The organism is Saccharothrix coeruleofusca, from assembly GCF_014648515.1.
Lineage (GTDB): Bacteria > Actinomycetota > Actinomycetes > Mycobacteriales > Pseudonocardiaceae > Actinosynnema > Actinosynnema coeruleofuscum.
Genome location: NZ_BMRG01000002.1, coordinates 284,950 through 308,255, shown reverse-complemented (window position 1 = coordinate 308,255; position 23,306 = coordinate 284,950). Strand labels below are relative to the sequence as shown.

The 23,306-nt window shown below is 72.9% G+C and carries 29 protein-coding genes and 1 pseudogene; 24 read left to right on the top strand and 6 right to left on the bottom strand.

Translation table 11 applies throughout. The features are described 5' to 3' along the window. The 4 genes and pseudogenes from IEZ00_RS36275 to IEZ00_RS06095 all read left to right on the top strand — a co-directional run. Window positions 1-450, top strand: a pseudogene (locus IEZ00_RS36275) (radical SAM family heme chaperone HemW); the annotation flags it as partial. A gap of 116 nt (window positions 451-566) precedes the next feature. Beyond that, window positions 567-1,589 (top strand): heat-inducible transcriptional repressor HrcA, encoded by a 1,023-nt coding sequence (gene hrcA, locus IEZ00_RS06105; protein ID WP_189222065.1) that lies wholly within the window; start codon window positions 567-569, stop codon window positions 1,587-1,589. A gap of 84 nt (window positions 1,590-1,673) precedes the next feature. Then, a complete protein-coding gene (dnaJ, locus tag IEZ00_RS06100) occupies window positions 1,674-2,825 on the top strand; it encodes a molecular chaperone DnaJ (protein WP_189222064.1) in 1,152 nt (383 codons plus the stop codon). Next, complete coding sequence (locus IEZ00_RS06095) at window positions 2,822-3,556, top strand: 16S rRNA (uracil(1498)-N(3))-methyltransferase (RefSeq protein ID WP_189222063.1); 735 nt, start codon at window positions 2,822-2,824, stop codon at window positions 3,554-3,556. Before dnaJ ends, IEZ00_RS06095 begins: the two co-directional genes overlap by 4 nt. Before the next feature lie 201 nt (window positions 3,557-3,757). On the opposite strand, the gene IEZ00_RS06090 is transcribed toward IEZ00_RS06095, so the two are convergent. Beyond that, entirely contained in the window at window positions 3,758-5,014 is a 1,257-nt protein-coding gene (locus tag IEZ00_RS06090) for an SGNH/GDSL hydrolase family protein (protein WP_189222062.1), read from the bottom strand. Between the two features lie 177 nt (window positions 5,015-5,191). Here IEZ00_RS06090 and IEZ00_RS06085 point away from each other — a divergent pair, with 177 nt between their 5' ends. Beyond that, window positions 5,192-5,881 (top strand): alpha/beta hydrolase family protein, encoded by a 690-nt coding sequence (locus IEZ00_RS06085; RefSeq protein ID WP_189222061.1) that lies wholly within the window; start codon window positions 5,192-5,194, stop codon window positions 5,879-5,881. 3 nt (window positions 5,882-5,884) lie between these two features. Continuing rightward, on the top strand, window positions 5,885-6,229 hold the full coding sequence (locus IEZ00_RS06080) for a histidine triad nucleotide-binding protein (protein ID WP_229795277.1): 345 nt from the start codon (window positions 5,885-5,887) through the stop codon (window positions 6,227-6,229). Window positions 6,230-6,453: 224 nt separating this feature from the next. Here IEZ00_RS06080 and IEZ00_RS06075 read toward each other — a convergent pair whose 3' ends face one another. Beyond that, on the bottom strand, window positions 6,454-7,245 hold the full coding sequence (locus tag IEZ00_RS06075; protein ID WP_229795144.1) for a GNAT family N-acetyltransferase: 792 nt from the start codon (window positions 7,243-7,245) through the stop codon (window positions 6,454-6,456). A gap of 126 nt (window positions 7,246-7,371) precedes the next feature. Here IEZ00_RS06075 and IEZ00_RS06070 point away from each other — a divergent pair, with 126 nt between their 5' ends. The 9 genes from IEZ00_RS06070 to IEZ00_RS06030 are packed head-to-tail and all read left to right on the top strand — an operon-like array spanning window position 7,372 to window position 13,908. After that, window positions 7,372-8,439: a PhoH family protein gene (locus tag IEZ00_RS06070; RefSeq protein ID WP_189222059.1), complete on the top strand. Its 1,068-nt coding sequence runs from the start codon at window positions 7,372-7,374 to the stop codon at window positions 8,437-8,439. 15 nt (window positions 8,440-8,454) lie between these two features. Continuing rightward, complete coding sequence (ybeY, locus tag IEZ00_RS06065; protein WP_189222058.1) at window positions 8,455-9,009, top strand: rRNA maturation RNase YbeY; 555 nt, start codon at window positions 8,455-8,457, stop codon at window positions 9,007-9,009. A 10-nt stretch (window positions 9,010-9,019) separates the two neighbouring features. Further along, complete coding sequence (locus IEZ00_RS06060; RefSeq protein ID WP_189222057.1) at window positions 9,020-10,318, top strand: hemolysin family protein; 1,299 nt, start codon at window positions 9,020-9,022, stop codon at window positions 10,316-10,318. After that, window positions 10,311-10,643: a cytidine deaminase-like protein gene (locus IEZ00_RS06055; RefSeq protein WP_189222056.1), complete on the top strand. Its 333-nt coding sequence runs from the start codon at window positions 10,311-10,313 to the stop codon at window positions 10,641-10,643. Before IEZ00_RS06060 ends, IEZ00_RS06055 begins: the two co-directional genes overlap by 8 nt. Before the next feature lie 58 nt (window positions 10,644-10,701). Further along, entirely contained in the window at window positions 10,702-11,598 is an 897-nt protein-coding gene (gene era, locus IEZ00_RS06050) for a GTPase Era (protein ID WP_189222055.1), read from the top strand. Beyond that, window positions 11,599-12,351, top strand: a complete 753-nt coding sequence (recO, locus tag IEZ00_RS06045; protein ID WP_189222054.1) for a DNA repair protein RecO — start codon at window positions 11,599-11,601, stop codon at window positions 12,349-12,351. Between the two features lie 40 nt (window positions 12,352-12,391). Beyond that, on the top strand, window positions 12,392-13,213 hold the full coding sequence (locus tag IEZ00_RS06040; RefSeq protein ID WP_189222053.1) for an isoprenyl transferase: 822 nt from the start codon (window positions 12,392-12,394) through the stop codon (window positions 13,211-13,213). Window positions 13,214-13,272: 59 nt separating this feature from the next. Beyond that, window positions 13,273-13,638, top strand: a complete 366-nt coding sequence (locus IEZ00_RS06035; RefSeq protein ID WP_189222569.1) for a hypothetical protein — start codon at window positions 13,273-13,275, stop codon at window positions 13,636-13,638. Beyond that, window positions 13,639-13,908, top strand: a complete 270-nt coding sequence (locus IEZ00_RS06030) for a hypothetical protein (protein WP_189222052.1) — start codon at window positions 13,639-13,641, stop codon at window positions 13,906-13,908. It begins immediately after the preceding gene. Between the two features lie 63 nt (window positions 13,909-13,971). On the opposite strand, the gene IEZ00_RS06025 is transcribed toward IEZ00_RS06030, so the two are convergent. Continuing rightward, window positions 13,972-14,577: an ester cyclase gene (locus IEZ00_RS06025; RefSeq protein WP_189222051.1), complete on the bottom strand. Its 606-nt coding sequence runs from the start codon at window positions 14,575-14,577 to the stop codon at window positions 13,972-13,974. 88 nt (window positions 14,578-14,665) lie between these two features. Between IEZ00_RS06025 and IEZ00_RS06020 the strand changes: the two genes are divergently transcribed. The 4 genes from IEZ00_RS06020 (at window position 14,666) to IEZ00_RS06005 (ending at window position 17,380) form a co-directional block, all read left to right on the top strand. After that, window positions 14,666-15,046: a winged helix-turn-helix transcriptional regulator gene (locus IEZ00_RS06020; RefSeq protein ID WP_189222050.1), complete on the top strand. Its 381-nt coding sequence runs from the start codon at window positions 14,666-14,668 to the stop codon at window positions 15,044-15,046. Between the two features lie 42 nt (window positions 15,047-15,088). Then, window positions 15,089-16,099: a permease gene (locus IEZ00_RS06015; RefSeq protein WP_189222049.1), complete on the top strand. Its 1,011-nt coding sequence runs from the start codon at window positions 15,089-15,091 to the stop codon at window positions 16,097-16,099. After that, a complete protein-coding gene (locus tag IEZ00_RS06010; RefSeq protein WP_189222048.1) occupies window positions 16,096-16,833 on the top strand; it encodes a TIGR03943 family putative permease subunit in 738 nt (245 codons plus the stop codon). The genes IEZ00_RS06015 and IEZ00_RS06010 overlap by 4 nt, the downstream gene beginning before the upstream one ends. A gap of 136 nt (window positions 16,834-16,969) precedes the next feature. Then, entirely contained in the window at window positions 16,970-17,380 is a 411-nt protein-coding gene (locus IEZ00_RS06005; RefSeq protein WP_229795140.1) for a cupin domain-containing protein, read from the top strand. A 26-nt stretch (window positions 17,381-17,406) separates the two neighbouring features. Here IEZ00_RS06005 and IEZ00_RS06000 read toward each other — a convergent pair whose 3' ends face one another. The 3 genes from IEZ00_RS06000 to IEZ00_RS05990 form a co-directional block, all read right to left on the bottom strand. Continuing rightward, window positions 17,407-17,826 (bottom strand): Fur family transcriptional regulator, encoded by a 420-nt coding sequence (locus IEZ00_RS06000; RefSeq protein ID WP_189222047.1) that lies wholly within the window; start codon window positions 17,824-17,826, stop codon window positions 17,407-17,409. Further along, window positions 17,823-18,218 (bottom strand): ArsR/SmtB family transcription factor, encoded by a 396-nt coding sequence (locus tag IEZ00_RS05995; RefSeq protein ID WP_189222046.1) that lies wholly within the window; start codon window positions 18,216-18,218, stop codon window positions 17,823-17,825. The genes IEZ00_RS06000 and IEZ00_RS05995 overlap by 4 nt, the downstream gene beginning before the upstream one ends. An 80-nt stretch (window positions 18,219-18,298) precedes the next feature. Beyond that, window positions 18,299-18,565, bottom strand: coding sequence for a hypothetical protein (locus IEZ00_RS05990; protein WP_229795138.1), 267 nt, complete (start codon window positions 18,563-18,565; stop codon window positions 18,299-18,301). A 17-nt stretch (window positions 18,566-18,582) separates the two neighbouring features. Between IEZ00_RS05990 and IEZ00_RS05985 the strand changes: the two genes are divergently transcribed. The 5 genes from IEZ00_RS05985 (at window position 18,583) to IEZ00_RS05965 (ending at window position 23,230) form a co-directional block, all read left to right on the top strand. Beyond that, window positions 18,583-18,963, top strand: a complete 381-nt coding sequence (locus tag IEZ00_RS05985) for an antibiotic biosynthesis monooxygenase family protein (RefSeq protein WP_189222045.1) — start codon at window positions 18,583-18,585, stop codon at window positions 18,961-18,963. Window positions 18,964-19,047: 84 nt separating this feature from the next. Next, entirely contained in the window at window positions 19,048-20,433 is a 1,386-nt protein-coding gene (locus IEZ00_RS05980; protein ID WP_189222044.1) for a glycine--tRNA ligase, read from the top strand. Between the two features lie 65 nt (window positions 20,434-20,498). Further along, window positions 20,499-20,924 (top strand): anthrone oxygenase family protein, encoded by a 426-nt coding sequence (locus IEZ00_RS05975; RefSeq protein WP_189222043.1) that lies wholly within the window; start codon window positions 20,499-20,501, stop codon window positions 20,922-20,924. A 245-nt stretch (window positions 20,925-21,169) separates the two neighbouring features. Next, window positions 21,170-21,505 (top strand): hypothetical protein, encoded by a 336-nt coding sequence (locus tag IEZ00_RS05970; RefSeq protein ID WP_189222042.1) that lies wholly within the window; start codon window positions 21,170-21,172, stop codon window positions 21,503-21,505. A 213-nt stretch (window positions 21,506-21,718) separates the two neighbouring features. Further along, a complete protein-coding gene (locus tag IEZ00_RS05965; RefSeq protein WP_229795136.1) occupies window positions 21,719-23,230 on the top strand; it encodes a SulP family inorganic anion transporter in 1,512 nt (503 codons plus the stop codon). The last annotated feature ends 76 nt before the right edge of the window (window positions 23,231-23,306 follow it).

The window sequence follows — 23,306 nt, the reverse complement described above, 5'->3', positions numbered from 1 at the left end:
GACACGGCCATGACCGAGCAGGGCCTGAGCTGGTACGAGGTGTCCAACTGGGCGGCCTCCGCCGAGGCCCGGTGCGCGCACAACCTGCTGTACTGGCAGGGCGCGGACTGGTGGGGCGCGGGCCCCGGCGCGCACAGCCACGTCGGCGGCGTGCGCTGGTGGAACGTCAAGCACCCGGCCAAGTACGCCGCGGTGCTGGCCTCCGGCGGCTCGCCCGCCGCGGGCCGCGAGGTGCTCTCGGCGCAGGACCGGCGGATCGAGCGCGTGCTGCTGGAGCTGCGCCTGGCCACCGGCCTGCCGGTGGAGGTCCTCGACGACGACGGGCGGGACCAGGCGCGGCAGGCCGCCGCCGACGGCCTGCTCGACCCGGACGCGCTGGCGGCGGGCCGCTGCGTGCTCACCGACCGGGGCAGGCTGCTGGCCGACGCCGTGGTGCGCCGTCTCACATGAGCCGCCTCACATGAGCGGTCTCACCACCGCTGCGGAGCTTGGAGGATCCACCACTGCCCTTGAGCGCGTACCGCTCCGTAAACTTGTGGTGAAGCGGGGAAGGTGGAGGTGACGAGGTGAACGCGGACGAGCGCAGGTTCGAGGTCTTGCGCGCGATCGTCGCCGACTACGTCTCGAACCACGAGCCGGTCGGCAGCAAAGCCCTGGTCGAGCGGCACAACCTGGGCGTGTCCAGCGCCACGGTGCGCAACGACATGGCCGCCCTGGAGGAGGACGGGTACATCACCCAGCCGCACACCAGCGCGGGCCGCGTCCCCACCGACAAGGGCTACCGGCTGTTCGTGGACCGGCTCAGCGAGGTCAAGCCGCTGTCCCAGGCCGAGCGCAAGGCCATCCGCAACTTCCTGGAAGGCGCCTACGACCTCGACGACGTGCTGCGCCGCAGCGTGCGGCTGCTGGCCCAGCTGACCCGCCAGGTCGCGGTGGTGCAGTACCCGGTGCTCAGCCGCTCCACCGTCCGGCACCTGGAGGTGCTGGCCATCACCCCCGCCCGGCTGATGCTGGTGCTGATCACCGACACCGGCCGGGTCGACCAGCGCTCGGTCGACCTCGGCGACGTGATCACCGAGGACAACGTGGCGCGGGTGCGCACGATGCTCAACTCCGCGATGGTCGGCAAGCCCCTCTACGACGCCTCCGCCGAGGTCGCCAAGCTGCCCGAGCAGGTGCCCGGCGAGCTGCGCGACGTGGTGACGAGGGTGAGCACGGTGCTGATCGAATCGCTGGTCGAGCACCCCGAGGAGCGCCTGGTGCTGGGTGGCACCGCGAACCTCACCCGCAACGTGGCAGACTTCCCCGGTTCGCTGCGCCAGGTGCTGGAGGCGCTGGAGGAGCAGGTGGTGGTGCTCCGGCTGCTGGCAGCGGCGCGCGACCCCGGCACGATCACGGTCCACATCGGCGAGGAGAACGAGGCGGCCGAGATGCGCAGCACCTCGGTCGTGTCCATCGGCTACGGCAGCCAGGACAAGCTCCTGGGCGGCATGGGCGTGGTCGGGCCGACCCGGATGGACTACCCGGGGACCATGGCGGCGGTGCGTGCGGTCGCCAACTACGTGGGGGAGATCCTGACCGCACGCTGACCGGCGGGAACAGCCCGCACCCGCAGGACGTTTCGCAAGCGAGCGAGCGCGTGCCCGGCGCGCGCGCCCGCAGGAGGACACACGGTGGCGAGGGACTACTACGGCACGCTCGGGGTCTCCAGGAACGCGACTCCCGAGGAGATCAAGCGCGCCTACCGCAAGCTCGCGCGGCAGCTGCACCCGGACGTCAACCCCAACGAGGAAGCCCGCTTCAAGGAGGTGACCGCCGCCTACGAGGTCCTGTCGGACCCGAAGAAGCGGCAGGTCGTCGACCTGGGCGGCGACCCGCTGGAGCCCGGCGGCGGTGGCGCGGGCGCGCGCGACCCGTTCGCGGGCTTCGGTCTCGGCGACATCATGGACGCCTTCTTCGGCGCGGGCTCCGGCGGCGGCGGGCGCGGCCCGCGCAGCCGCGTGCAGCCCGGCTCCGACGCGCTGATCCGGCTGTCGATGACGCTGGAGGAGTGCGCGGCGGGCGCCAACCGCGAGCTGACCGTGGACACCGCCATCCTGTGCGACGTCTGCGTGGGCAGCGGCACCGCCAAGGGCACCTCCCCGGTGCGCTGCGACACCTGCGGCGGCCGCGGCGAGGTGCAGTCGGTGCAGCGGTCCTTCCTCGGCCAGGTGGTCACCGCTCGCCCGTGCCCGGTGTGCCGCGGCTTCGGCGAGGTCATCCCCGACCCGTGCGGGCAGTGCGCGGGCGAGGGCCGGGTCCGCTCCCGGCGCACCATCTCGGTGCAGATCCCGGCGGGCGTGGCCGAGGGCATGCGGGTGCGGCTGGCGGGCCAGGGCGAGGTCGGCCCCGGCGGCGGCCCGGCGGGCGACCTCTACGTCGAGGTCGAGGAGGTGCCGCACGAGATCTTCGAGCGCGACGGCGCCGACCTGCACTGCTCGGTGCGCATCCCGATGACCACCGCCGCGCTGGGCGCGGTGCTGCCGCTGCGCACCCTCGACGGCGAGGAGGAGCTGGAGATCGAGCCCGGCACCCAGCCCGCCACCGAGCTGGTGCTGCCCGGCCGGGGGATGCCCCGGCTGCGCTCCAACGGGCGCATCGACGGCCACGGCGACCTGCACGTGCACCTGGAGGTCGTGGTGCCGACCAGGTTGGACGCCCGGCAGACCGAGCTGCTGCGCGAGCTGGCCGCGGCGCGCGGCGAGGACCAGCCGACGCTGGCGCACAACGGCAAGGGCAGCGGCGGGCTGTTCTCGCGGCTGCGCTCCGGGCGCGGGCACCGGTGACGCTGCCGGTCTTCCTGGTCGACGCCCTGCCCGCCGGTCCGCACGCCGTGCTGGACGGCCCCGAGGGGCGCCACGCCGCCACCGTGCGCAGGCTGCGCGCGGGGGAGGAGCTGGTGCTCTCCGACGGGTCCGGCGAGCAGGTGCGCTGCGTGGTGGACGAGGCGCTGAAGGACTCGCTGCGGCTGCGCGTGCTCCAACGGTGGACCGCGCCCGAGCCCGCCGTGCGCGTGGTGCTGGCGCAGGCGCTGGTCAAGGGCGACCGCGGCGAGCTGGCCGTGGAACTGGCCACCGAGGCGGGCGTGGACGCGGTGCTGCCGTGGCGGGCCGCCCGCTGCGTGGCCAAGTGGGAGGAGGGCCCGCGCGGCGCCAAGGCGCTGGCCCGCTGGCGCGCCACCGCCCGCGAGGCGGCCAAGCAGGCCCGGCGGGCGCGCGTGCCGTCGGTGGGCGAGCCGGTCACCACCCGCGACCTGGCGCGGCTGGCGGCCTCCTCGGCCGCCGCACTGGTGCTGCACGAGTCCGCCAAGGTGGGCATCGGCTCGATCGGGTTGCCCCCGTCGGGTGATGTGCTGATCGTGGTCGGCCCCGAGGGCGGCATCACCGACCAGGAGCTCGCGGAGTTGGTCGAGGCGGGCGCGCGCGCCGTCCGCCTGGGCCCCACCGTGCTGCGGGCCTCCACCGCCGGAGCCGTCGCGCTGGGCGCGCTGGGTGTGCTGACCGATCGCTGGGCGTAGTCGACCTTGCTCCCTTCTGGCGAACGCCAGGAGTAGGGGTTACGCTTTTGCCGCGAGGGATCGCGAGGGCGCGCAAGCCCCTCCGGCGCTCCCTCCCCGAGGCCGCCGGACACCTCCCCCCTCGGTCCGGCGCCGCCGCGTCGCGGTGGGGCGACCCCCAGGTCCCACCGCGACGCGGCCCTCCTCCTCCACGGACTCCGCTCAGCCCGCCGCCACCGATCCACGCGCCAGCAGCGCCCCCAGGTCCACCGCCTGCGCCATCGCCGCGGTGCCCGCGTCGTTGGGGTGCAGGTGGTCCCCGCTGTCGTAGGCGGGGTCCAGCGCGGCCGGGTCGCCCGGCGCGGCCGTGGCGGCGGCGAAGTCCACCACCCCGTCGAACTCGCCCGACGTGCGCACCCAGTCGTTGAACTCGCGCCGCACCGCCTCGCGCTCGGCGGTCCACGCGACCGAACCCCGGAACGGCAGGATCGTGCCGCCGTGCACCGCCACCCCCGCCGCCCGCGCGGCGGCGATGAGCTCGCGGTGCCCGGCGACCAGCTCCGCGGCGGTCGCCCCGTACCCGATGTCGTTGACACCCAGCAGCGTGATCACCGCCGCCACCCCGCTCTGCGCCAGCACGTCGCGCTCCACCCGCTTGAGCGCGGCCACCCCGTAGTACGGCTCGCCCTCCCGGTCGGCCAGCAGCCGGTTGCCGCCCAGCCCCGCGTTGACCACCGACAGCGTGCGCCCGCGCACGGCGTCGAGCCTGCGGGCCAGGAAGTCCGGCCAGCGGCGGTTGGCGTCGCCGGTGGTGTTCGCGGTGTCGGTGATGGAGTCGCCGAAGGCCACCACCGCCCCCGCGACCCGCCGCGACGGCACGACGTCCACACCGCTGACGAACATCCAGCACGGCGTGTCCCGGAAGTCCCCGGACACCGCCCCGCTGAGGTCGCCGTCGGCCAGGTAGTTGCCCTGCGCGGTGAACGGGTGGTTGGTGATCGGCCCGGTCGGCCCCGGCACGTGCACGCTGACCAGCAGCGTGGACAGCGACCTGACGCCCAGCGCCACCGGGTCGCTGAACAGCTCCCGGCCCGGCGGCACGGTCACCGACCGCGAGCCCCGGAAGGTCAGCACCCGCACCGTGCCCTCCTCGGCGGTGGCGCCGGAGCCCCGCACGGCCACCGACGCGCCACCCACCCGCAGCGGGCGCGTGCCGAAGGCGTTGGTCAGCCGGACCCGCACCGCCCTGCCGCCGGTGCTCACGAAGACCACGTTGCGCACGGTGGCGTCCCGCAGGCCACCGCCCGCCGGGCAGCTCGACCAGGGGATCTCGCTGCCGACCACCGGGCTGGCCGCCCAACCGGCCACCCAGCCCCGCTCCGCCCCCGCCGGGAGCACCCCGCCGACCAGGGCGACCAGCACCCCGATCACCACCACCGGTCCCGCGCGCCGTCCTCCGCGCCGTCCTCCGCGCCTCATAGCGGCCTCCTCCTCGTGCCCGTCGTCGGCGGCGACCCCTCGACGCTGGCGCGCTGCCCTTAAACGGTCAAGCTGCCATCGGCGGAGCGATCCACCGCAGACGCTGAGCTGTTCTGATCAACCGATTAAGCACGCCCGGCGGAACACGGGAGGCGGCGCGTTGGCATCCTCGACCGCGTGCGGCGCATCCCCTACGGCCCCGACCCCAGCCAGTTCGGGGAGCTGTCCGGCAGCGGCCCCGTCGTCGTGGTGATCCACGGCGGCTTCTGGCACCAGCGCTACGGCCTGGAACTGGGCCGACCGCTCGCCGCCGACCTGGCCGCCCACGGCCGCACCGCCTGGAACATCGAGTACCGCCGCGTCGGCGGAGGCGGCGGCTGGCCGCGGACCGGCCACGACGTGCTGGCCGCCATCGACGCCCTCGACGACTCCCTCGGCCCGGTGGTCACCCTGGGCCACTCCGCGGGCGGCCACCTCGCCGTCTGGGCCGCCGCCCGCCACCCCCGCGTCACCGGCGCCGTCGCCCAGGCGGGCGTGCTGGACCTCCTGCTGCACCCGCAGATCACCCGCCGCGCCGCCGAACTGCTCGGCGGCACCCCCGACCAGGTCCCCGACCGCTACGCCGACGCCTCCCCGGCCGCCCTCCCGCCCATCGGCAAACCACTGGTCCTGGTGCACGGCGACGCCGACGAGGACGTGCCCTTCGAGCAGAGCGAGACCTTCGCCCGCGCCCGCGGCGCCCGACTGGTGCGCATCCCCGGCGCGGGCCACATGGAGCTGATCACACCCGGCACCGAAGCCTGGGCGGCCTGCCGCGAAGCCGTCCTCGACCTGAGCCGGACCCACCTCCAGCGGCCCCTTCAGTAGCCTCTGCCCATGGACTGCCTGTTCTGCCGCATCGCCGCCCGCGAGATCCCCGCCACCGTGGTCCACGAGACCGACACCACCCTGGCCTTCCGCGACATCTCCCCGCAGGCGCCCACGCACGTCGTGGTCATCGCCAAGCGCCACGACACCGACGCGGTCGCCCTCGCCAAGGCCGCCCCCGGCGTGCTCGACGACCTCTTCCTCACCGCGGGCGAGGTCGCCAAGGCCGAGGGCATCGACGACAGCGGCTACCGACTGCTGTTCAACACCGGCCCCGACGCGGGCCAGACCGTCTTCCACGCCCACCTGCACGTGCTCGGCGGACGCCCCCTCGGCGCCCTGGCCTGACCGAGCCGAACACCGAGCCGAACACCGCGCCGAACACCGCGCCGACCACCGAGCCGACCACCGCGAACCGAGCGTTGGGACACCACGAACCGCGCGTTCGAGCACCGCGAACCGCGCGTACGCGCATCCCGGGTAGTGGTTACCGGCCCCGCGGCGACCCTCGGGTAGTACTTGCAGGCGTCCGGGAGTGCTGCGGGAGGAGGGCGCTGGGGCCTGCGCACGCGCTAGCCCAAGGCCTGCATGACCGGGGAGAACAGCCGGCCCCGGTCGCCGGGCAGCTCGGCGGCCCCGCGCACCATCAGGTCGACGGTGTGCCGGGGCACCACACCGTGCTCGGCCAGCCACCCACCCAGCTTCGGCTCCGCGACGTCCACCCGCACGGTCACATCGGGGGACATGTCCGCCACCAGGTCCCGAGCCACCCCCACCGACGGCGCCACCACCCCCACCGTCTCCACCTCCCCCTCACGCCACGACACCGCGTGCCCCTCCGGCACCACCCGGACCTGCGACGCGAACTCCCACAGCGCCGACCACAGCGCCGACCGGTCCGCGCCGAACGCGGCCGCGTCCTGCGCCACCACCCGCGCCCGGTCCGCCTCCCCGGCGGGCCGCGACACCCCCGGCCGAGCCCCCGCGAACACCCCGAAGTGCGCGGTCACCCGACCCACCGACCGGAACCCCAACCGCTCGTACAGCGGCCTGCCGAACTCCGTCGCGTGCAGCGACACCACCGGCGCCGAGGTCACCTCCAGGGCGTGCTCCACCAACCGCCGCCCCAGCCCCCGACCACCCGACCGCGACGCCACCAGCACCATGCTGACCGCCGCGTGCTCGGCGCCGAACGGCGTGACGATCGTCGTCCCCACCAGCTCATCCCCGTCGAACAGGCCGAACCCGGTGCCCACCCGCAGCAGCAACCGCCACTTGCCCTCCTCCCGCGACCAGCCCCGGTCAGCCGCCAGCGCCAGGCAGGCGGGCACGTCGTCCACGGTCAACTCGCGCAAGGTCTCCACACCCCGAGTACACCGCCCACGTCCAGCGGGTTCCATACTTCGATGCGGACTGTCGGTTGCTGCGGCTAGCATCGAAGGGCCAGTACCCGAGTGGCGCGAACGCGCAGGAAGCAGGCCCGAGGCCACGTGGCCGACACCGCTGACAACAAGCCGCACACCGCGGCTGACGCCCAGTCCAAGTTCGCCGTGCCCGACGGCGCGGTGCTCGCCCTGCTCGGCTCTCGCGACGAGAACCTCCGGCTCGCCGAGGAACTGCTCGACGCCGACGTGCACGTGCGCGGCAACGAGATCACCCTCTCCGGCCAGCCCGCCGACGTGGCGTTCGCCGAACGGGTGTTCACCGAGCTGATCACCCTGGCCAGCCGAGGCCAGCAGATCGGACCGGACACGGTCCGCCGCACGGTGGCCATGCTGTCGGCGGGCACCGGCGAGTCCCCCGCCGAGGTGCTCAGCCTCGACATCATCTCCCGCCGCGGCCGCACCATCCGGCCCAAGACGCTGAACCAGAAGCACTACGTCGACGCCATCGACAAGAACACCGTGGTGTTCGGCATCGGCCCCGCGGGCACCGGCAAGACCTACCTGGCCATGGCCAAGGCCGTGCAGGCGCTGCAGGCCAAGCAGGTCAACCGGATCATCCTCACCCGCCCCGCGGTCGAGGCGGGCGAGCGGCTGGGCTACCTGCCCGGCACGCTCTACGAGAAGATCGACCCGTACCTGCGCCCGCTCTACGACGCGCTGCACGACATGGTCGACCCGGAGTCCATCCCCCGGCTCACCCAGGCGGGCACCATCGAGGTAGCCCCATTGGCTTATATGAGGGGAAGGACGCTGAATGACGCGTTCATCATCCTGGACGAGGCGCAGAACACGACGCCCGAACAGATGAAGATGTTCCTCACCCGATTGGGGTTCGGCTCCAAGATCGTGGTGACCGGCGACATCACCCAGGTGGACCTGCCCGGCGGCCAGCGCAGTGGCCTGAAGGTGGTCAAGGACATCCTGGAGGGCGTGGACGACGTCCACTTCTCGGTGCTGACCAGCAACGACGTGGTGCGCCACCGGCTGGTGGCCGACATCGTCGACGCCTACGAGAAGTGGCAGGTCGAGCAGGACGAGCGCGAGGTCGGCGACCGGCACGGGCAGCACGCCGGGCCGGGTGCCAGGTCGCGCGGTCAGCGCCGGGGACGATAGGCGACGATAGGCGCCGTGAGCATCGAGATCGCGAACGAGTCGGGTGTCAGCGTCGACGAGCCGTCCATCGTCTCCGCCGCCCGGTTCGCGCTGGACCGGATGGGCGTGAGCCCGTTGGCCGAGCTGTCCGTGCTGCTGGTGGAGCTGGACGTGATGGCCGACCTGCACCAGCGCTGGATGGACCTGCCCGGCCCCACGGACGTGATGGCCTTCCCGATGGACGAGCTGGACTCGGCCCGCCGCCCGGACGCGGCGGGCCTGGGTCCGGCGCTGCTGGGCGACATCGTGCTGTGCCCGGAGTTCGCCAAGGACCAGGCGCGCAAGGCCGGGCACAGCCTGCTGGACGAGTTGCACCTGTTGACCGTGCACGGCGTGCTGCACCTGCTGGGCTACGACCACGCCGAGCCCGCGGAGGAGCGGGAGATGTTCACGCTGCAGAACCGCATCCTGGGCGACTTCCGGGCGGCGGCGGCCGAGGCCGAGCGCAAGTCGGCGCAGCGGGAGGCCGACTCGAAGCTGCTGGGCGCGGTCGGCTTGGAGGACTCGGACCGCTCCGAGCCCCCGGCCTGAGGCGGCCGAGGTGGTAGCTGGTTCGACCGGCCTGCTGGTGCTGGCCGCGGTGCTGATCCTGGCCGCGGGTGCGTTCGCGGGGGCGGACGCGGCGCTGGGCACGGTGTCGCGGGCGCGGGTGGAGGGGTTGCAGCGGCAGGGCCGGGCGGGCACCCGTCAGCTGATGCTGGTGCTGGCCGACCGGCCGCGGCACGTCAACCTGCTGCTGTTGCTGCGGTTGGGCTGCGAGCTGGCGGCGACGGTGCTGGTGACGGTGGTGTGCCTGCGGCTGATCGCCACCGGGTGGGTGGCCGTGCTGGTGGCGGGCCTGAGCATGCTGGTGGTGTCGTACGTGCTGGTGGGCGTGGGCCCGCGCACGATCGGGCGGCAGCACCCGTACGCGGTGAGCCTGCTGGCGGCCGGGCCGATCCGGGTGCTGGGCCGGGTGCTGGGGCCGCTGAGCAAGCTGCTGATCCTGGTGGGCAACGCGATCACGCCGGGGCGCGGTTTCCGGGAGGGGCCGTTCTCCTCGGAGGTGGAGCTGCGCGAGCTGGTCGACATGGCGCAGGAGCGCGGCGTGGTCGACGAGGGCGAGCGGGAGATGATCCACTCGGTGTTCGAGCTGGGGGACACCATCGCGCGCGAGGTGATGGTGCCGCGCACCGAGATCGTGTGGATCGAGCAGGCCAAGTCGGTGCGGCAGGCGCTGGCGCTGTCGCTGCGCACGGGCTACACGCGGGTGCCGGTGATCGGTGAGAGCGTGGACGACATCCTGGGCGTGGTCAACCTCAAGGACCTGGTGCGGCTGACGCTGTCGGAGGAGCCCAACGGCAAGGTCGTGGCGGACGTGATGAAGCCCGCGACGTTCATCCCGGACTCCAAGCCGGTGGCGGACCTGCTGCGGGAGATGCAGCTGTCGCGCAACCACCTGGCCGTGGTGGTCGACGAGTACGGCGGCACGGCGGGGCTGGTGACCATCGAGGACATCCTGGAGGAGATCGTCGGGGAGATCACCGACGAGTCCGACACCGACGACCGGCCGCCGGTGGAGCACCTGGACGACGGCGCGGTGCGGGTGAGCGCGCGGTTGCCGGTGGACGACCTGGACGCGCTGTTCGGCACGGAGCTGGACGACCACGAGGTGGAGACGGTCGGCGGTCTGCTGGCGCAGCGGCTGGGGCGGGTGCCGCTGCCGGGCACGGAGGCCGAGATCGCGGGTCTGCGGATGCGGGCCGAGGGCGGCAAGGACGAGCGGGGGCGGATGCGCATCACCACGGTGCTGGTGCGCCCGCTCGGCGGTGAGGACGAGGAGGAGGACAGCGGTGGCTGAGCTGGGTCCGGAGGACGCCAAGATCGTGACGCTGGCCAGGTCGGCGCGGGCGCGCACCGGGGCGGCGGAGGGGGCGGCGGTGCGCGACACCGACGGCCGGACCTACGCGGCGACGACGGTGGCGCTGCCGTCGTTGCGGCTCAGCGCGCTGCAGGCGGCGGTGGCGGCGGCGGTGTCCAGCGGGGCGGAGGGCCTGGAGGCCGCCGCGGTGGTGACGGCGGCGGACGAGGTGGACGCGGAGTCGCTGGCGGCGGTGCGCGACCTGGGCGCGGACGCCCCGGTGCTGCGCGCCGACGCGTCGGGCGAGCTGCGGGAAACCGTCTGACCGGTCGCGGGCGCGGACCTGGCGAGGGGCGGTCGAGGTGACCGGGGACAATAGCGGGATGGATGGTTACCGCTCCGGGTTCGCGTGCTTCGTCGGTCGCCCCAACGCGGGCAAGTCGACGCTGACCAACGCGCTGGTGGGCACCAAGGTCGCGATCACCTCCAGCAAGCCGCAGACCACCCGGCACACCATCCGGGGCATCGTGCACCGCGAGGACGGCCAGCTGGTGCTGGTGGACACCCCCGGTCTGCACCGGCCGCGCACGCTGCTCGGCCAGCGGCTCAACGACCTGGTGCGGGAGACCTGGTCGGAGGTCGACGTGGTGGGCTTCTGCGTGCCCGCCGACCAGAAGGTGGGCCCCGGTGACCGGTTCATCGCCGCGGAGCTGGCCAAGATCGCCAAGCGCACCCCGGTGGTCGGCATCGTCACCAAGACCGACCTGGTGGGCCAGCAGCAGGTGGCCGAGCAGCTGCTGGCGCTGCAGGGCGTGATGGAGTTCGCCGAGCTGATCCCGGTCTCGGCGGTGGACGGCTTCCAGGTCGACGCGCTGGCCGACCTGCTGGTGGGCAAGCTGCCGGAGGGGCCGCCGCTGTACCCGGACGGGGAGCTGACCGACGAGCCGGAGCAGACCCTGGTGGCCGAGCTGATCCGCGAGGCGGCGCTGGAGGGGGTGCGCGACGAGCTGCCGCACTCCATCGCCGTGGTGGTGGAGGAGATGCTGCCCCGCGAGGGCCGCGACGACCTGGTGGACGTGCACGCCAACCTGTTCGTGGAGCGGCCGTCGCAGAAGGCGATCATCCTGGGGCACCGGGGTGAGCGGCTCAAGCAGGTGGGGATCACCGCGCGCCGCCACATCGAGAAGCTGCTGGGCAGCCGCGTCTACCTGGACCTGCACATCAAGATCGCCAAGGACTGGCAGCGCGATCCGAAGCAGCTGCGCAGGCTCGGGTTCTAGATGGCGAACCTGTACCGGGACACCGGGGTGGTCCTGCGGGTGCAGAAGCTGGGGGAGGCCGACCGGATCATCACGCTGCTCACCCAGCGGCACGGCAAGGTGCGCGCGGTGGCCAAGGGCGTGCGTCGCACCTCGTCCCGGTTCGGGGCGCGGCTGGAGCCGTTCGGGCACGTGGACGTGCAGTTCTACCCCGGTCGCTCGTTGGACGTGGTGACGCAGGTGCAGACGGTGGACGCGTTCGGCGTCGGCCTGGTGGGGGACTACCAGCGCTACACCGCGGCGTGCGCGGTGCTGGAGACCGCCGACCGGCTCACCGCGGAGGAGGGCGAGCCGGTGCTGCGGCTGTACCTGCTGGTCACCGGGGCGCTGCGGGCGCTGGTGGAGGGGCAGCGGGACCCGTCGCTGGTGCTGGACGCCTTCCTGATGCGCGCCATGGCGTTCGCGGGCTGGGCCCCGGCGGTCGACGAGTGCGCGCGGTGCGGTGAGCCGGGTCCGCACCGGGCGTTCAACGTGCAGGCGGGCGGTGTGGTGTGCGCCCGCTGCCGCCCGCCGGGCTCGGCCGCCCCGTCGGGGGACACGCTGCGGTTGCTGACCGCGCTGCTGCACGGAGACTGGGACGTGGTGGACGGTCTGCCGCACGGGGCGCGGCGGGAGGCCAGCGGCTTGGTCGCCGCGCACCTGCAGTGGCACCTGGAGCGGTCGCTGCGGTCGCTGCCCTTGGTCGAGCGCAGGCCGTCCGCGGGCGAGGGCTAGGCTCGCCCGTCGCACCAGAGTTCTTCGAGAGGACAGCCCCATGCTCCGCCGACGGCGGGCTGAGCGCGAGCAGCGCGTTCCCCGACCCCCGGACCCGCACCCCTCGGGCGCCAAGCCCCCCGCCATCCCGGCGGACCTGGTCCCCCGGCACATCGCGATCGTGATGGACGGCAACGGCCGCTGGGCCAACCAGCGGGGCCTGTCCCGCGTGGAGGGGCACAAGCGCGGCGAGGCGGTCGTGGTGGAGGTGGCCAAGGGGGCCATCGAGCTGGGTGTGAAGTGGGTGTCGCTGTACGCGTTCTCCACCGAGAACTGGCGCCGCAGCCCGGAGGAGGTGCGCTTCCTCATGGGGTTCAGCCGCGACGTGATCCGCCACCGCACCGAGGAGCTGGACGAGCTGGGCGTGCGGGTGCGCTGGGCGGGTCGCAGGCCGCGGCTGTGGCGCAGCGTCATCAACGAGCTGGAGGTCGCCGAGGAGCGCACGAAGGACAACGACGTGCTGAACCTGGCGATGTGCATCAACTACGGCGGGCGCGCCGAGGTCGGCGACGCGGCGCGGGAGATCGCCCGGCTGGCCGCCGAGGGCAGGCTCAACCCGGACAAGGTCGACGAGCGCACCATCGCCAAGTACCTGTACCAGCCCGAGATGCCCGACGTGGACCTGTTCATCCGCCCGTCGGGTGAGCAGCGCACGTCGAACTTCCTGCTGTGGCAGTCGGCGTACGCGGAGCTGGTGTTCCAGGACATCCTGTGGCCGGACTTCGACCGGCTGGACCTGTGGCGGGCCTGCGAGGCCTACGCCCGGCGGGACCGCCGCTTCGGCGGCGCCGTCGACAAGCCCGACGTGGAGGAGACCCCGTGACCGATGAGGACGCCGCGGTCACCGCGACGCTGCTGACCTCCGCCCGCGAGGCGCTGGAGATGTTCCACGAGGTGCACGTGGACGACGACGGCGCGCTGAGCTTCCGGCACGGCGACGTGCCGTGCGCGGTGCAGGCGATGCGGCTGGCCGAGGGGCTGACCGTGCTGAGCCTGACCTGCGTGGTGGCCTGGGACCTGCCCGACGACCGCAACCTGGCGGTGTCCGCGGCCGAGCGCGCGGGGCAGGGCCTGTTCGGCACGCTGGGCGTGGTGCACACCGGGCGGGGCATGGACGTGACGCTGCGGTACGCCTTCCCCGCGGAGGGACTCAAGCCCGAGCCGCTGAGCACGCTGCTGATGCTCGTGGTCTCGACCGCCTCGCAACTGCGGGGCGAACTGCTGGCCAGTGTCGAAGGAGGCGCCTGAATGGGCGGCGTGGTGGTCTACGAGCCCGACGACGAGACCGAGGTCGAGGGGCTGCCCTGGGCGGTGACCTTCGAGGCGTCGTCGGGGGAGGAGTGGGCGTCGTTCGTGTGCGGCCCCTACGAGCGCGAGGACGCGGTGGGGCTGGCCGAGGCGGTGGTGTCGCAGCGCACGGGTGTCTCGGCGATCGTCGAGCCGCTGCTGCCGGTGGAGGACGTCGCCGACGTCCTGGCCACCATCGACGAGCTGCGGGAAGAGGAAGACCCGGAGTAGTGCCCGCCACCACGGCCCCCGCGCGCCCTCGCCGCGCGGGGGCCGTGGTGCGCCCGGAGGTGTTCAGGCCAGGCCGAGCTGCCGGTTGAACGTGAGGTTGTCCCAGAACAGGAACTCCTCGCTCATCGTGCCCTTGCGGTTCCAGATGCCGATGGTGGCCATGCTGATGGCGTACTGGCGGCCGTTGGGCGGGATGGAGCCGCCCGCGCCGTCGGGCATGGGGCGGGTGAAGGTGCCGCGCATGACCCCGACCACCGCGGTGAACTCGTTGTGCGCGACCCGCAGGGGGTGCTCCTGGATGCGGGTGTCGGGAGCCCAGGCGAACATCGCCTTCAGGTCGGCGATGTGCGGTTCGATGCCGTCGGTGTAGTGGCCGTCGGGCCAGTGGACGCGGATGTCGCGCGCGTGGCTCTCCCGCAGCCGGTCCCACCGGGCGTGGCTGAACACGTCGAAGTCCAGCTCGTCGAAGGTGATCAGGTTCCGGTGCTCCTGCGGGGTCAGGCCGTGCGGCAGCGGTGGGTTGGGCACCGGCGTGGTCGCCGGGTCGGGCAGCGGCTGGTGGGCGGCCAGCGCCTGGGCGGGGGAACCGCCGCCGAGGAACGCGCCGAGCACGGTCGCGCCGAGCGCCGCGGAGCCGCTCGCGCGCAGGAACGCACGCCGGTCAGTCATCTGGGTTCTCCTCGCACATCCACATTCCGGTTTCTTCTAGAAACTAGTATCAGTAAGTAACCACAGCGTCAACGGTTACCATGAACCGGTGGAATCCGAGGACGTGGCCTACGACGTCTTCTCGCGCACCTGCCCGTCCCGCCCGGCGCTGGACGTGCTGACCGGGCGGTGGGGGATGCTGGCGCTCAGCGCGCTGCGCACCGGCCCGATGCGGTTCAACGAGCTGCGCCGCCGCATCGACGGGGTCAACCAGAAGATGCTGGCCCAGTCGCTGCAGGCGCTGGAGCGGGACGGCTTCGTCGACCGCCGCGCCCAGGGCGTGTTCCCGCTGCACGTGCGCTACAGCCTCACCCCGCTCGGCGAGGCCGCGGCGGCCAAGGTCCAGGAGCTGATCGCCCTGGTCGAGGGCCGGATGCCCGAGGTGCTCGGCGCGCAGCGGCGCTACGACGAGCGCGCCGCCGAGTCCTGACCCCGGCGCGCGGGGGTTGCGGTGGCCGGCATCATCTCGGAAGTGACAATCACTGGCGAGATCCGGGCTCCGCGCCCGCCCCGCCCGCCCGCGCGGTGGCGCGTCACCTCCCTGGAGGTGCTGTGCGCGCTGCTGGTGCTGGCCCTGCTGCTCCAGGACTGGCTGGTGGGCGTGCTCGACGTGCCCGTCCTGCGCACCGCGTCCACGGTGTTCGTGGCGATCTGCGTGCAGGCGATGCCGTTCCTCGTGCTCGGCGTGCTGATCAGCGGCGCCATCGCCGCGTTCGTCCCGGCGAGCGCGCTGCGCCGGTTGCTGCCCAGCCGGACCGCCCTGGCCGTCCCGGTCGCGGGCGTGGCGGGCGTGGCGCTGCCCGGCTGCGAGTGCGCCTCGGTGCCGGTGGCGCGCAGGCTGATGCAGCAGGGCGTGGCGCCCGCGGTGGCGCTGTCGTTCCTGCTGGCCGCGCCCGCGGTGAACCCGATCGTGCTGGTCTCGACGTTCGTGGCCTTCCGCGACACCCCGTGGATGGTCGCCGCGCGGTTCACCGGCTCGCTGCTCACCGCCGTGGTCATGGGCTGGCTGTGGACCCGGTTCGGCAAGGCCGGGTGGATCGCCGAGCGGGCGCTGCGCGCGCTGCCCGAGCGGGAGGGCACCTCGCGCTGGGCGGTGTTCGCCGAGACCGCCCGCCACGACCTGGTCGAGGCGGGCGGCTTCCTGGTGCTGGGCGGGCTGTTCGCGGCGGCGTTCAGCGTGCTGGTGCCGCCGGAGTGGATGCAGACCCTGGGCTCCCAGGTGGTGCTGGGGGTGCTGGTGATGGCGCTGCTGGCCGTGGTGCTGGCGCTGTGCAGCGAGGCCGACGCCTTCGTGGCGGTGTCGATGTCGGCGCTGCCGCTGCTGCCGCGCCTGGTGTTCCTGGTGGTCGGCCCGGCGGTCGACGTCAAGCTCATCGCGCTGCAGTCGGGCGCGTTCGGCAAGTCCTTCGCGGCCCGCTTCGCCCCGGCCACCTTCGCCGTGGCGATCGCGAGCGCGCTGGTGGCGGGGTGGGTGTTCCTGTGAGGCGCGAGACCCAGAACGTCCTGCTGGTCCTGCTCGGCGGCGCGCTGCTGAAGCTGGCGCTGACCGGCACCTACCTGCGCTACGTCAAGGCGTCGCTGCAGCCGTGGCTGGTCGTCACCGGCGTGGTCATGGTGGTGCTCGCGGCCGTGGCGATCGTCCGGGACCTGCGCGCGGGCGGGCGCGGGCACGAGGGCGACCAGCACGGGCACGACCAGCACGGGCACGACCAGCACGAGCACGCGGCGCGCAGCACGTGGATGCTGCTGCTGCCGGTGCTGGCGGTGTTCCTGATCAGCCCGCCCGCGCTGGGCTCGGACACGGTCAACCGCTCCGACCGCAACGCCGCCCAGGAGTCCAAGGTCGCCAGCGGCTTCGCCCCGCTGCCCGACGACGAGGTCATCCCGCTGACCATCACCGAGTTCGTCACCCGCACCGCCTGGGACGACAGCGGCTCGCTGGACGACCGGACGGTGAAGCTGACCGGCTTCGTGGTCCGCAAGGGCGACGACGTCTACGTGGCCCGGCTGGCCATCTCCTGCTGCGCCGCGGACGCCTCCCCGGTCAAGGTCCTGATGACCGGCCTGGACTTCAGCCCGCTGCCCGACGACCAGTGGATCGAGGCCACCGGCAGGGTCGTCCCCGGCTCGGCCACCAAGGAGACCGCCTACGTGCCCACCTTCACCGTCTCCGGCGTCACCCCGATCACCCCACCCGAGGACACCTACGAGAGCTAGCGCCGCGGGGATCCTCGCTGGACATGCATCGCACCGTTGCTATTTGCAACATTGCAATTCCATGATCACTTGGAGATACTCCTTCGGACCGGTCCCGGAGGAGGGCGCTTTCATGGGCAGGACTTCCCGTTGTCTGTTGACCGCGGCCGCTGTCGTCGGCCTCTCCGCGACCGCGGTGCCCGCGGCGAACGCGACCCCCGGATCCGGGGTCAGCGGCGTCACGATCCTCCAGAAGACCATCGGCGACACCGAGTACATCGTGCAGCGGGTCACGATCCAGCCCGGCGGCACCTCGGGCTGGCACTACCACACCAGCGACGCGTTCGGCATCGTCGAGCAGGGCGAGCTGGTCCACTACTCGTCGGACTGCGCCGTCGACGGGGTCTACCGCCAGGGACAGGTCATGCGGGAGCGAGGTGGGCCCGACAGCGTGCACTTCGGTCGCAACCCGGGCTCCACGCCGGTCGTCATGCTGGCGTTCTACTACGAGCACAAGGTCGGCACGCCGCTGACCGTCGACGCGCCCAACCCCGGCTGCGACTTCTGACCCAACCCCGGCGCGGGGTGCGACGGTCAGCCGACCGAGCACTCCGCGCAGGTGCCGAAGATCTCCACGGTGTGGCTGACCGCCGTGAACCCGTTCTCCGCGGCCACCCGGTCCGCCCACTTCTCCACCGCCGGGCCCTCCACCTCCACGGTCCGCCCGCACGAGCGGCACACCAGGTGATGGTGGTGGTGCGCCGAGCAGCGCCGGTAGATCGCCTCCCCGGAGTCGGTGCGCAGGACGTCCACCTCGCCCGCGTCGGCCAGCGACTGCAGGGTGCGGTACACCGTGGTCAGCCCGATGCCCTCGCCGCGCTTGCGCAGCTCCTCGTGCAGCTCCTGAGCGGACCGGAAGTCGTCGAGCTGGTCCAGCAGCTTCGACACCGCGGTGCGCTGCTTGGTCGAGCGCAAGCCCGGAACCGCGGTGTTCGGGCGTTCGCTAGTGGTCACAGTTCCTCCGTCCCGGATGCCCGGTCGTTGATACCACGCGCCCCCTCCTCCACGTGGGTGACCGCGTCCACCACGATGTGGGCCAAGTGCTCGTCGACGAGCCGGTAGACCACCTCGCGGCCGTGCCGCTCGCCGTGCACCACGCCCGCGGCCTTGAGCACCCGCAGGTGCTGGCTGATCAGCGGCTGCGCCACGCCCAGCGCCTCGACCAGCTCGTGCACGCACCGGTCGGCGCCGCGCAGTTGCAGCACGATCGCGATGCGCACCGGCGCGGCCAGCGCCCGCAGCAGCTCGCCCGCGGCGGTCAGCGTGCCCGCGGGCCGGGACGGGGCGGGGCGGCCCGCGCCGCGCTCGGGGGAGTGCACGTGATCGCCCCGGACTCCTACCGCCACGGCGCCTCCCACGTGGTATGGATTTTCACCACCGATACTAAGGGGTGCTCCCGTGGGGCACCTCGAACGGCGGATCGCGGCTACAGCGTGGAAGCGGTCACCAGCACCAGGACGCACAGCACCAGCACCCGCAGCACCCGCGCGCTCGGGGTGAGCAGCCGCCAGGTCGCCGCCAGCAGCCCCGCCACGGCCAGCACCAGCACGCCCAGCAGCGCCGCCCCGACCGGGCCGCGCACCCACACCCCCACCCCGAACAGCGTCAGCACCAGCAGGAACACCGCGGGCGCGGGCACCCGCGACAGCGGGCCGCGGCCGGGGACCAGTGCGCGCTTGAAGTCGTTCGCCACCCTGGCATCCTTGCACCGTGCTGCTCGTCTGCCGGTTCACCGTGCCCGATGCCCGCGCCGAGGACTTCACCGCCCGCGCGGGTCGGGCGCTGGAGCTGCTCACCGCCCAGCCCGGCTGCCTGCGCGGTGGGCTCAGCCGGGCGCTGGACGAGGCGGACCGGTACGTGCTCACCGTCGAGTTCGAGTCGGTGGTCGCCTACCGGCGCGCGCTGTCCCCGTTCGAGGTTCGCGAGCACGTCGTCCCGCTGCTGTCGCAGGCCGAGACCGACGCGCCCGCGGCCTACGAGCCGCTGCTGAGCGCCGAGGGAGGCGCCACCAGCAGGCACACCAGCCTGCTCGCCCGCGACGCGGCCACCGTCCGGCTGGGCGAGGCCGCCGGGCCCGCCACCCCGCGCTGACCCCGGTCCGTGGTCGCCCGATGGCGCGACGGGCGGCAGGACTACCCTGGTAAGCCCCCTTTGTTCGCCTCCGTTGGAGTGTCCGTGGCAGCCGATCGCATCGAAACCGTCGTCAGCCTGTGCAAGCGCCGTGGGTTCGTCTACCCGTGCGGTGAGATCTACGGCGGCACCCGGTCGGCCTGGGACTACGGGCCGCTCGGCGTCGAGCTCAAGGACAACATCAAGCGCCAGTGGTGGAACTTCATGGTCCGCGGGCGCGAGGATGTGGTGGGCCTGGACTCGTCGGTGATCCTGCCGCGCGAGGTGTGGGTGGCCTCCGGCCACGTCGAGGCGTTCGTCGACCCGCTGGTGGAGTGCAACTCCTGCCACAAGCGGTTCCGCCAGGACACCCTGGTCGAGGAGTACGCCGAGCGCACCGGCAAGCAGGTCGCCGAGGGCGACGCCTCCGACGTGCCCTGCCCCAACTGCGGCACCCGCGGCCAGTACACCGAGCCGAAGATGTTCAACGGCCTGCTCAAGACCCACCTGGGGCCGGTGGAGACCGACGAGGGCCTGCACTACCTGCGCCCGGAGACCGCGCAGGGCATCTTCACCAACTTCCTCAACGTGCAGACCACCTCGCGCCGCAAGCCGCCGTTCGGCATCGGCCAGATCGGCAAGTCCTTCCGCAACGAGATCACGCCGGGCAACTTCATCTTCCGCACCCGCGAGTTCGAGCAGATGGAGATGGAGTTCTTCGTCGAGCCGGGGACGGACGAGGAGTGGCACCAGTACTGGATCGACGAGCGCACCCGCTGGTACACCGAGCTGGGCATCTCCAAGGAGAACCTGCGGCACTACGAGCACCCCAAGGAGAAGCTGTCGCACTACTCGAAGCGGACCGTGGACATCGAGTACCGCTTCCGCTTCGGCGGCCAGGAGTGGGGTGAGCTGGAGGGCATCGCCAACCGCACCGACTACGACCTGACCACCCACTCCAACCACTCGGGCGTGGACCTGTCCTACTTCGACCAGGCGACCAACTCCCGCTACCGCCCGTTCGTGATCGAGCCCGCGGCGGGCGTGGGGCGGCCGATGATGGCGTTCCTGCTGGAGGCCTACACCGAGGACGAGGCGCCCAACGCCAAGGGCGGCGTGGACAAGCGCGTGGTGCTGCGGCTGGACCGGCGGCTGGCCCCGGTGAAGGCGGCGGTGCTGCCGCTGTCGCGCAACGCCGAGCTCTCGCCCAAGGCGCGGGACCTGGCCAACGCGCTGCGCAAGCACTGGAACGTGGAGTTCGACGACGCGGGCGCGATCGGGCGGCGCTACCGGAGGCAGGACGAGATCGGCACGCCGTTCTGCGTGACGGTGGACTTCGACACGCTCACCGACCAGGCGGTCACGGTGCGGGAGCGCGACACCATGTCGCAGGAGCGGGTGTCGATGGACCAGTTGGAGGGCTACCTGGCGGCCCGGCTGATCGGGGCCTGACCCGCCCGCGGGCGAGCAGGCCACCGGTGCTGGTCCGGCGCGGGGTGATCGACTTCACTGGGGGCATGTTCTCCACGCTCATCGTGATCGCGGCTCTCGGCAGCGCCCTGGTGGCGGGCGCGTTCTTCGTCTTCTCGGTGATGGTCATGCCGGCGCTCCGAGCGGTCGACCCGGCCGAGGGGGTGGCGGTGATGCGCTCGATCAACGCCGCCGCGGTCCGGCCGGGCTTCCTCGGGGTGTTCGCGGGTACGGCGGTGGTGTCGGTCATCGCCGCCTTCTCCGGGCGACCGGGGGCGGTCGCCGGGGCCGCGTTGTACGTCGTGGGTTCGTTCCTGCTCACGGCCGTGGTGCACGTGCCGCGCAACAACGCCTTGGAGCGCGACGGTTCCACCGAGTTCTGGAAGCGCTACCTGGCGGTCTGGACGGCGTGGAACCACGTGCGCGCCCTGGCCGCGCTGGGAGCGACGACGGCGTTGTTCCTCGCGGTCTGAACCCCGCCCCCGTCATCGGAGCCGAAGCATTTTCATACTTCATCTCTCCGCCGGACGGGGCGGAAAGGGGCCTGTGGTGTGCATAGCCGACCTTACGTAGAGTGATATTCATACGATTGAATGACGTAGATCACGAACAAACGAGTGAATATTAGTCGGGATCCTCCGGCGGGCGGGTGCTCTTAACCTCCACGTCACCGGTTGCTGTGACACTGAATGCACGGCTCCATTCGTCGGGGGGTGTCATGGTGCGTTCAGCGGTGCTCATCACCGCGCTGGCGATGCTGGCCGCATTCCTCCCCGGCGTGCGGCACGACGTGCCCCCCGCCGTGGTGCCCGCGAGCCCCGCGCTGGCGGCGCCCGCCGAGGAGCACGCGCCGCGGGAGTCCCGCGAAGCGCCCCCCACCCGCGCGGGAGCCCTTCCCGACCAGCGGATCGACAGTCCACGCCGGTCGGACCGGGCGCTCGCCCGCGTCCCGTCCCGACCGCCGCACCGGTTCGCGGTCCCCGACGTGCGGCCCAGAGCGCCCGCCTGCGCCATCTGGACCTCACCCTGCGCCCTGCAGGTGTTCCGCCATTGATCCCACGTGGTCCCGCCGCCGTCCGCAGCAGACCACACGCGATCAGTGGAGAAATTGAATGGAATACAAGTCCTCGGTTCGGCGTGCCCGCGCACGCCTGACCCGACCGTCCCCGAAAATGTTCCGCGGATTCGCGGCGGGGTGGTCACCGCGAGTCCTGTCCACCGCCCACGCCGATTCGCGAATCGCGCCCGGCCCGATCGGAGCGCGGCCGTGACCGGGCAGTTGGAGCGTTCCGCGCCGCCCTCGCGCGGGTTGACCTGGCGGCAGTCGTGGACCAGCGACCTCGGCGCGTCGCTGGTGGTCTTCCTCGTCGCGCTGCCGCTGTGCGTCGGCATCGCCGTCGCCTCCGGCGTCCCCGCCGAACTGGGCATCGTCACCGGCGTGGTCGGCGGCATCGTCGTCGGCCTGCTGCCGGGCAGCAGCCTCCAGGTCAGCGGCCCGGCCGCCGGGCTGACCGTGCTGGTGGCCGACACCGTCGCCGCGCACGGGATCGGCGCCCTGGGCGTCATCGTGCTGGGCGCGGGCCTGCTCCAGGTCCTGCTGGGCCTGCTGCGGCTGGGCCGGTGGTTCCGGGCGATCTCGCCCGCGGTGGTGCAGGGGATGCTCGCGGGCATCGGCCTGGTGCTGATCCTGGGCCAGCTCTACCCGCTGGTCGGCAGGCAGCAGCCCGCCACCACCGGCGAGAAGTTCGCCGGACTGCCGGGCCTGGACCCGCTGACCGCCTCGGCGGCGCTGGGTCTGCTGACCATCGTCGCGATGGTGCTGTGGCGCCGCGTCCCCGGCCCGGTGGGGAAGGTCCCCGGCATCCTGGTGGCCGTCGCCGCGGCCAGCGCCGTCGCCACGGTGCTCGACCTGGACGTGCCGCGCATCGAGGTCGGCTCGCTGACCGGCGTCGTCTCGCTGGTCGACTTCTCGGTGCTCGACGCGGGCGTCGTCGGCGCCATGCTCACCTTCGCCCTGGTGGCCTCGGCGGAGAGCCTGTTCAGCGCGGCGGCGGTGGACCGGATGCACTCCGGCCCGCGCACCCACTACGACAAGGAGCTGGTCGCCCAGGGCGTCGGCAACGCGGTCTGCGGCGTGCTGGGCGCGCTGCCCATGACCGCCGTGATCGTGCGCAGCGCCGCGAACGTGGACGCCGGGGCGCGCACGAAGCTGTCCCGCGTGCTGCACGGCGTGTGGCTGCTGGTGTTCGTGGTCCTGCTGCCCGGCGTCCTGTCGGCGGTGCCGCTGGCGGTGCTGGCCGCCCTGCTGGTGCACGCCGGGTGGAAGCTGCTGGACGTGCGCGGCGTCGCCCGGCTGGTGCGCGCCGACCGCGCGGAGGGCGGCGTGCTGCTGCTGACCGCCGGGCTGATCGTGCTCACCGACCTGCTCACCGGCACGCTGGCGGGTCTGCTCGCGGCGGTGGTGAAGACCGCCTGGGACGTCTCCCGGCTCTCGGTGGTGGTCACCGACCACGGTGAGGACCACCACCACGTGGCGGTGCGCGGCAACGCGACGTTCCTGCGCCTGCCGAGGCTGCTGGAGACCCTGGAGGCGCTGCCCGACGGGCGCGTGCGGGTGGACCTGAGCGATGTCCGCCACCTCGACCGCGCCTGCGGGCAGGCCATCGAGCAGTGGGCCGCGCAGCGGGTCGGGGTCGAGCTGATCAGGCCGCGGGAGCGGTCAGGAACGGGCTCGCCCGATCGACGTAGGACACCCGCAGAGCATCACGAGCACGAGTAGCGGCGACGAACAGCAGGCACCGCTCGCGGAGGACGTCGTGCTCGTGCGCCACGGCGTCCTCCTCGGCGGGGGGTGA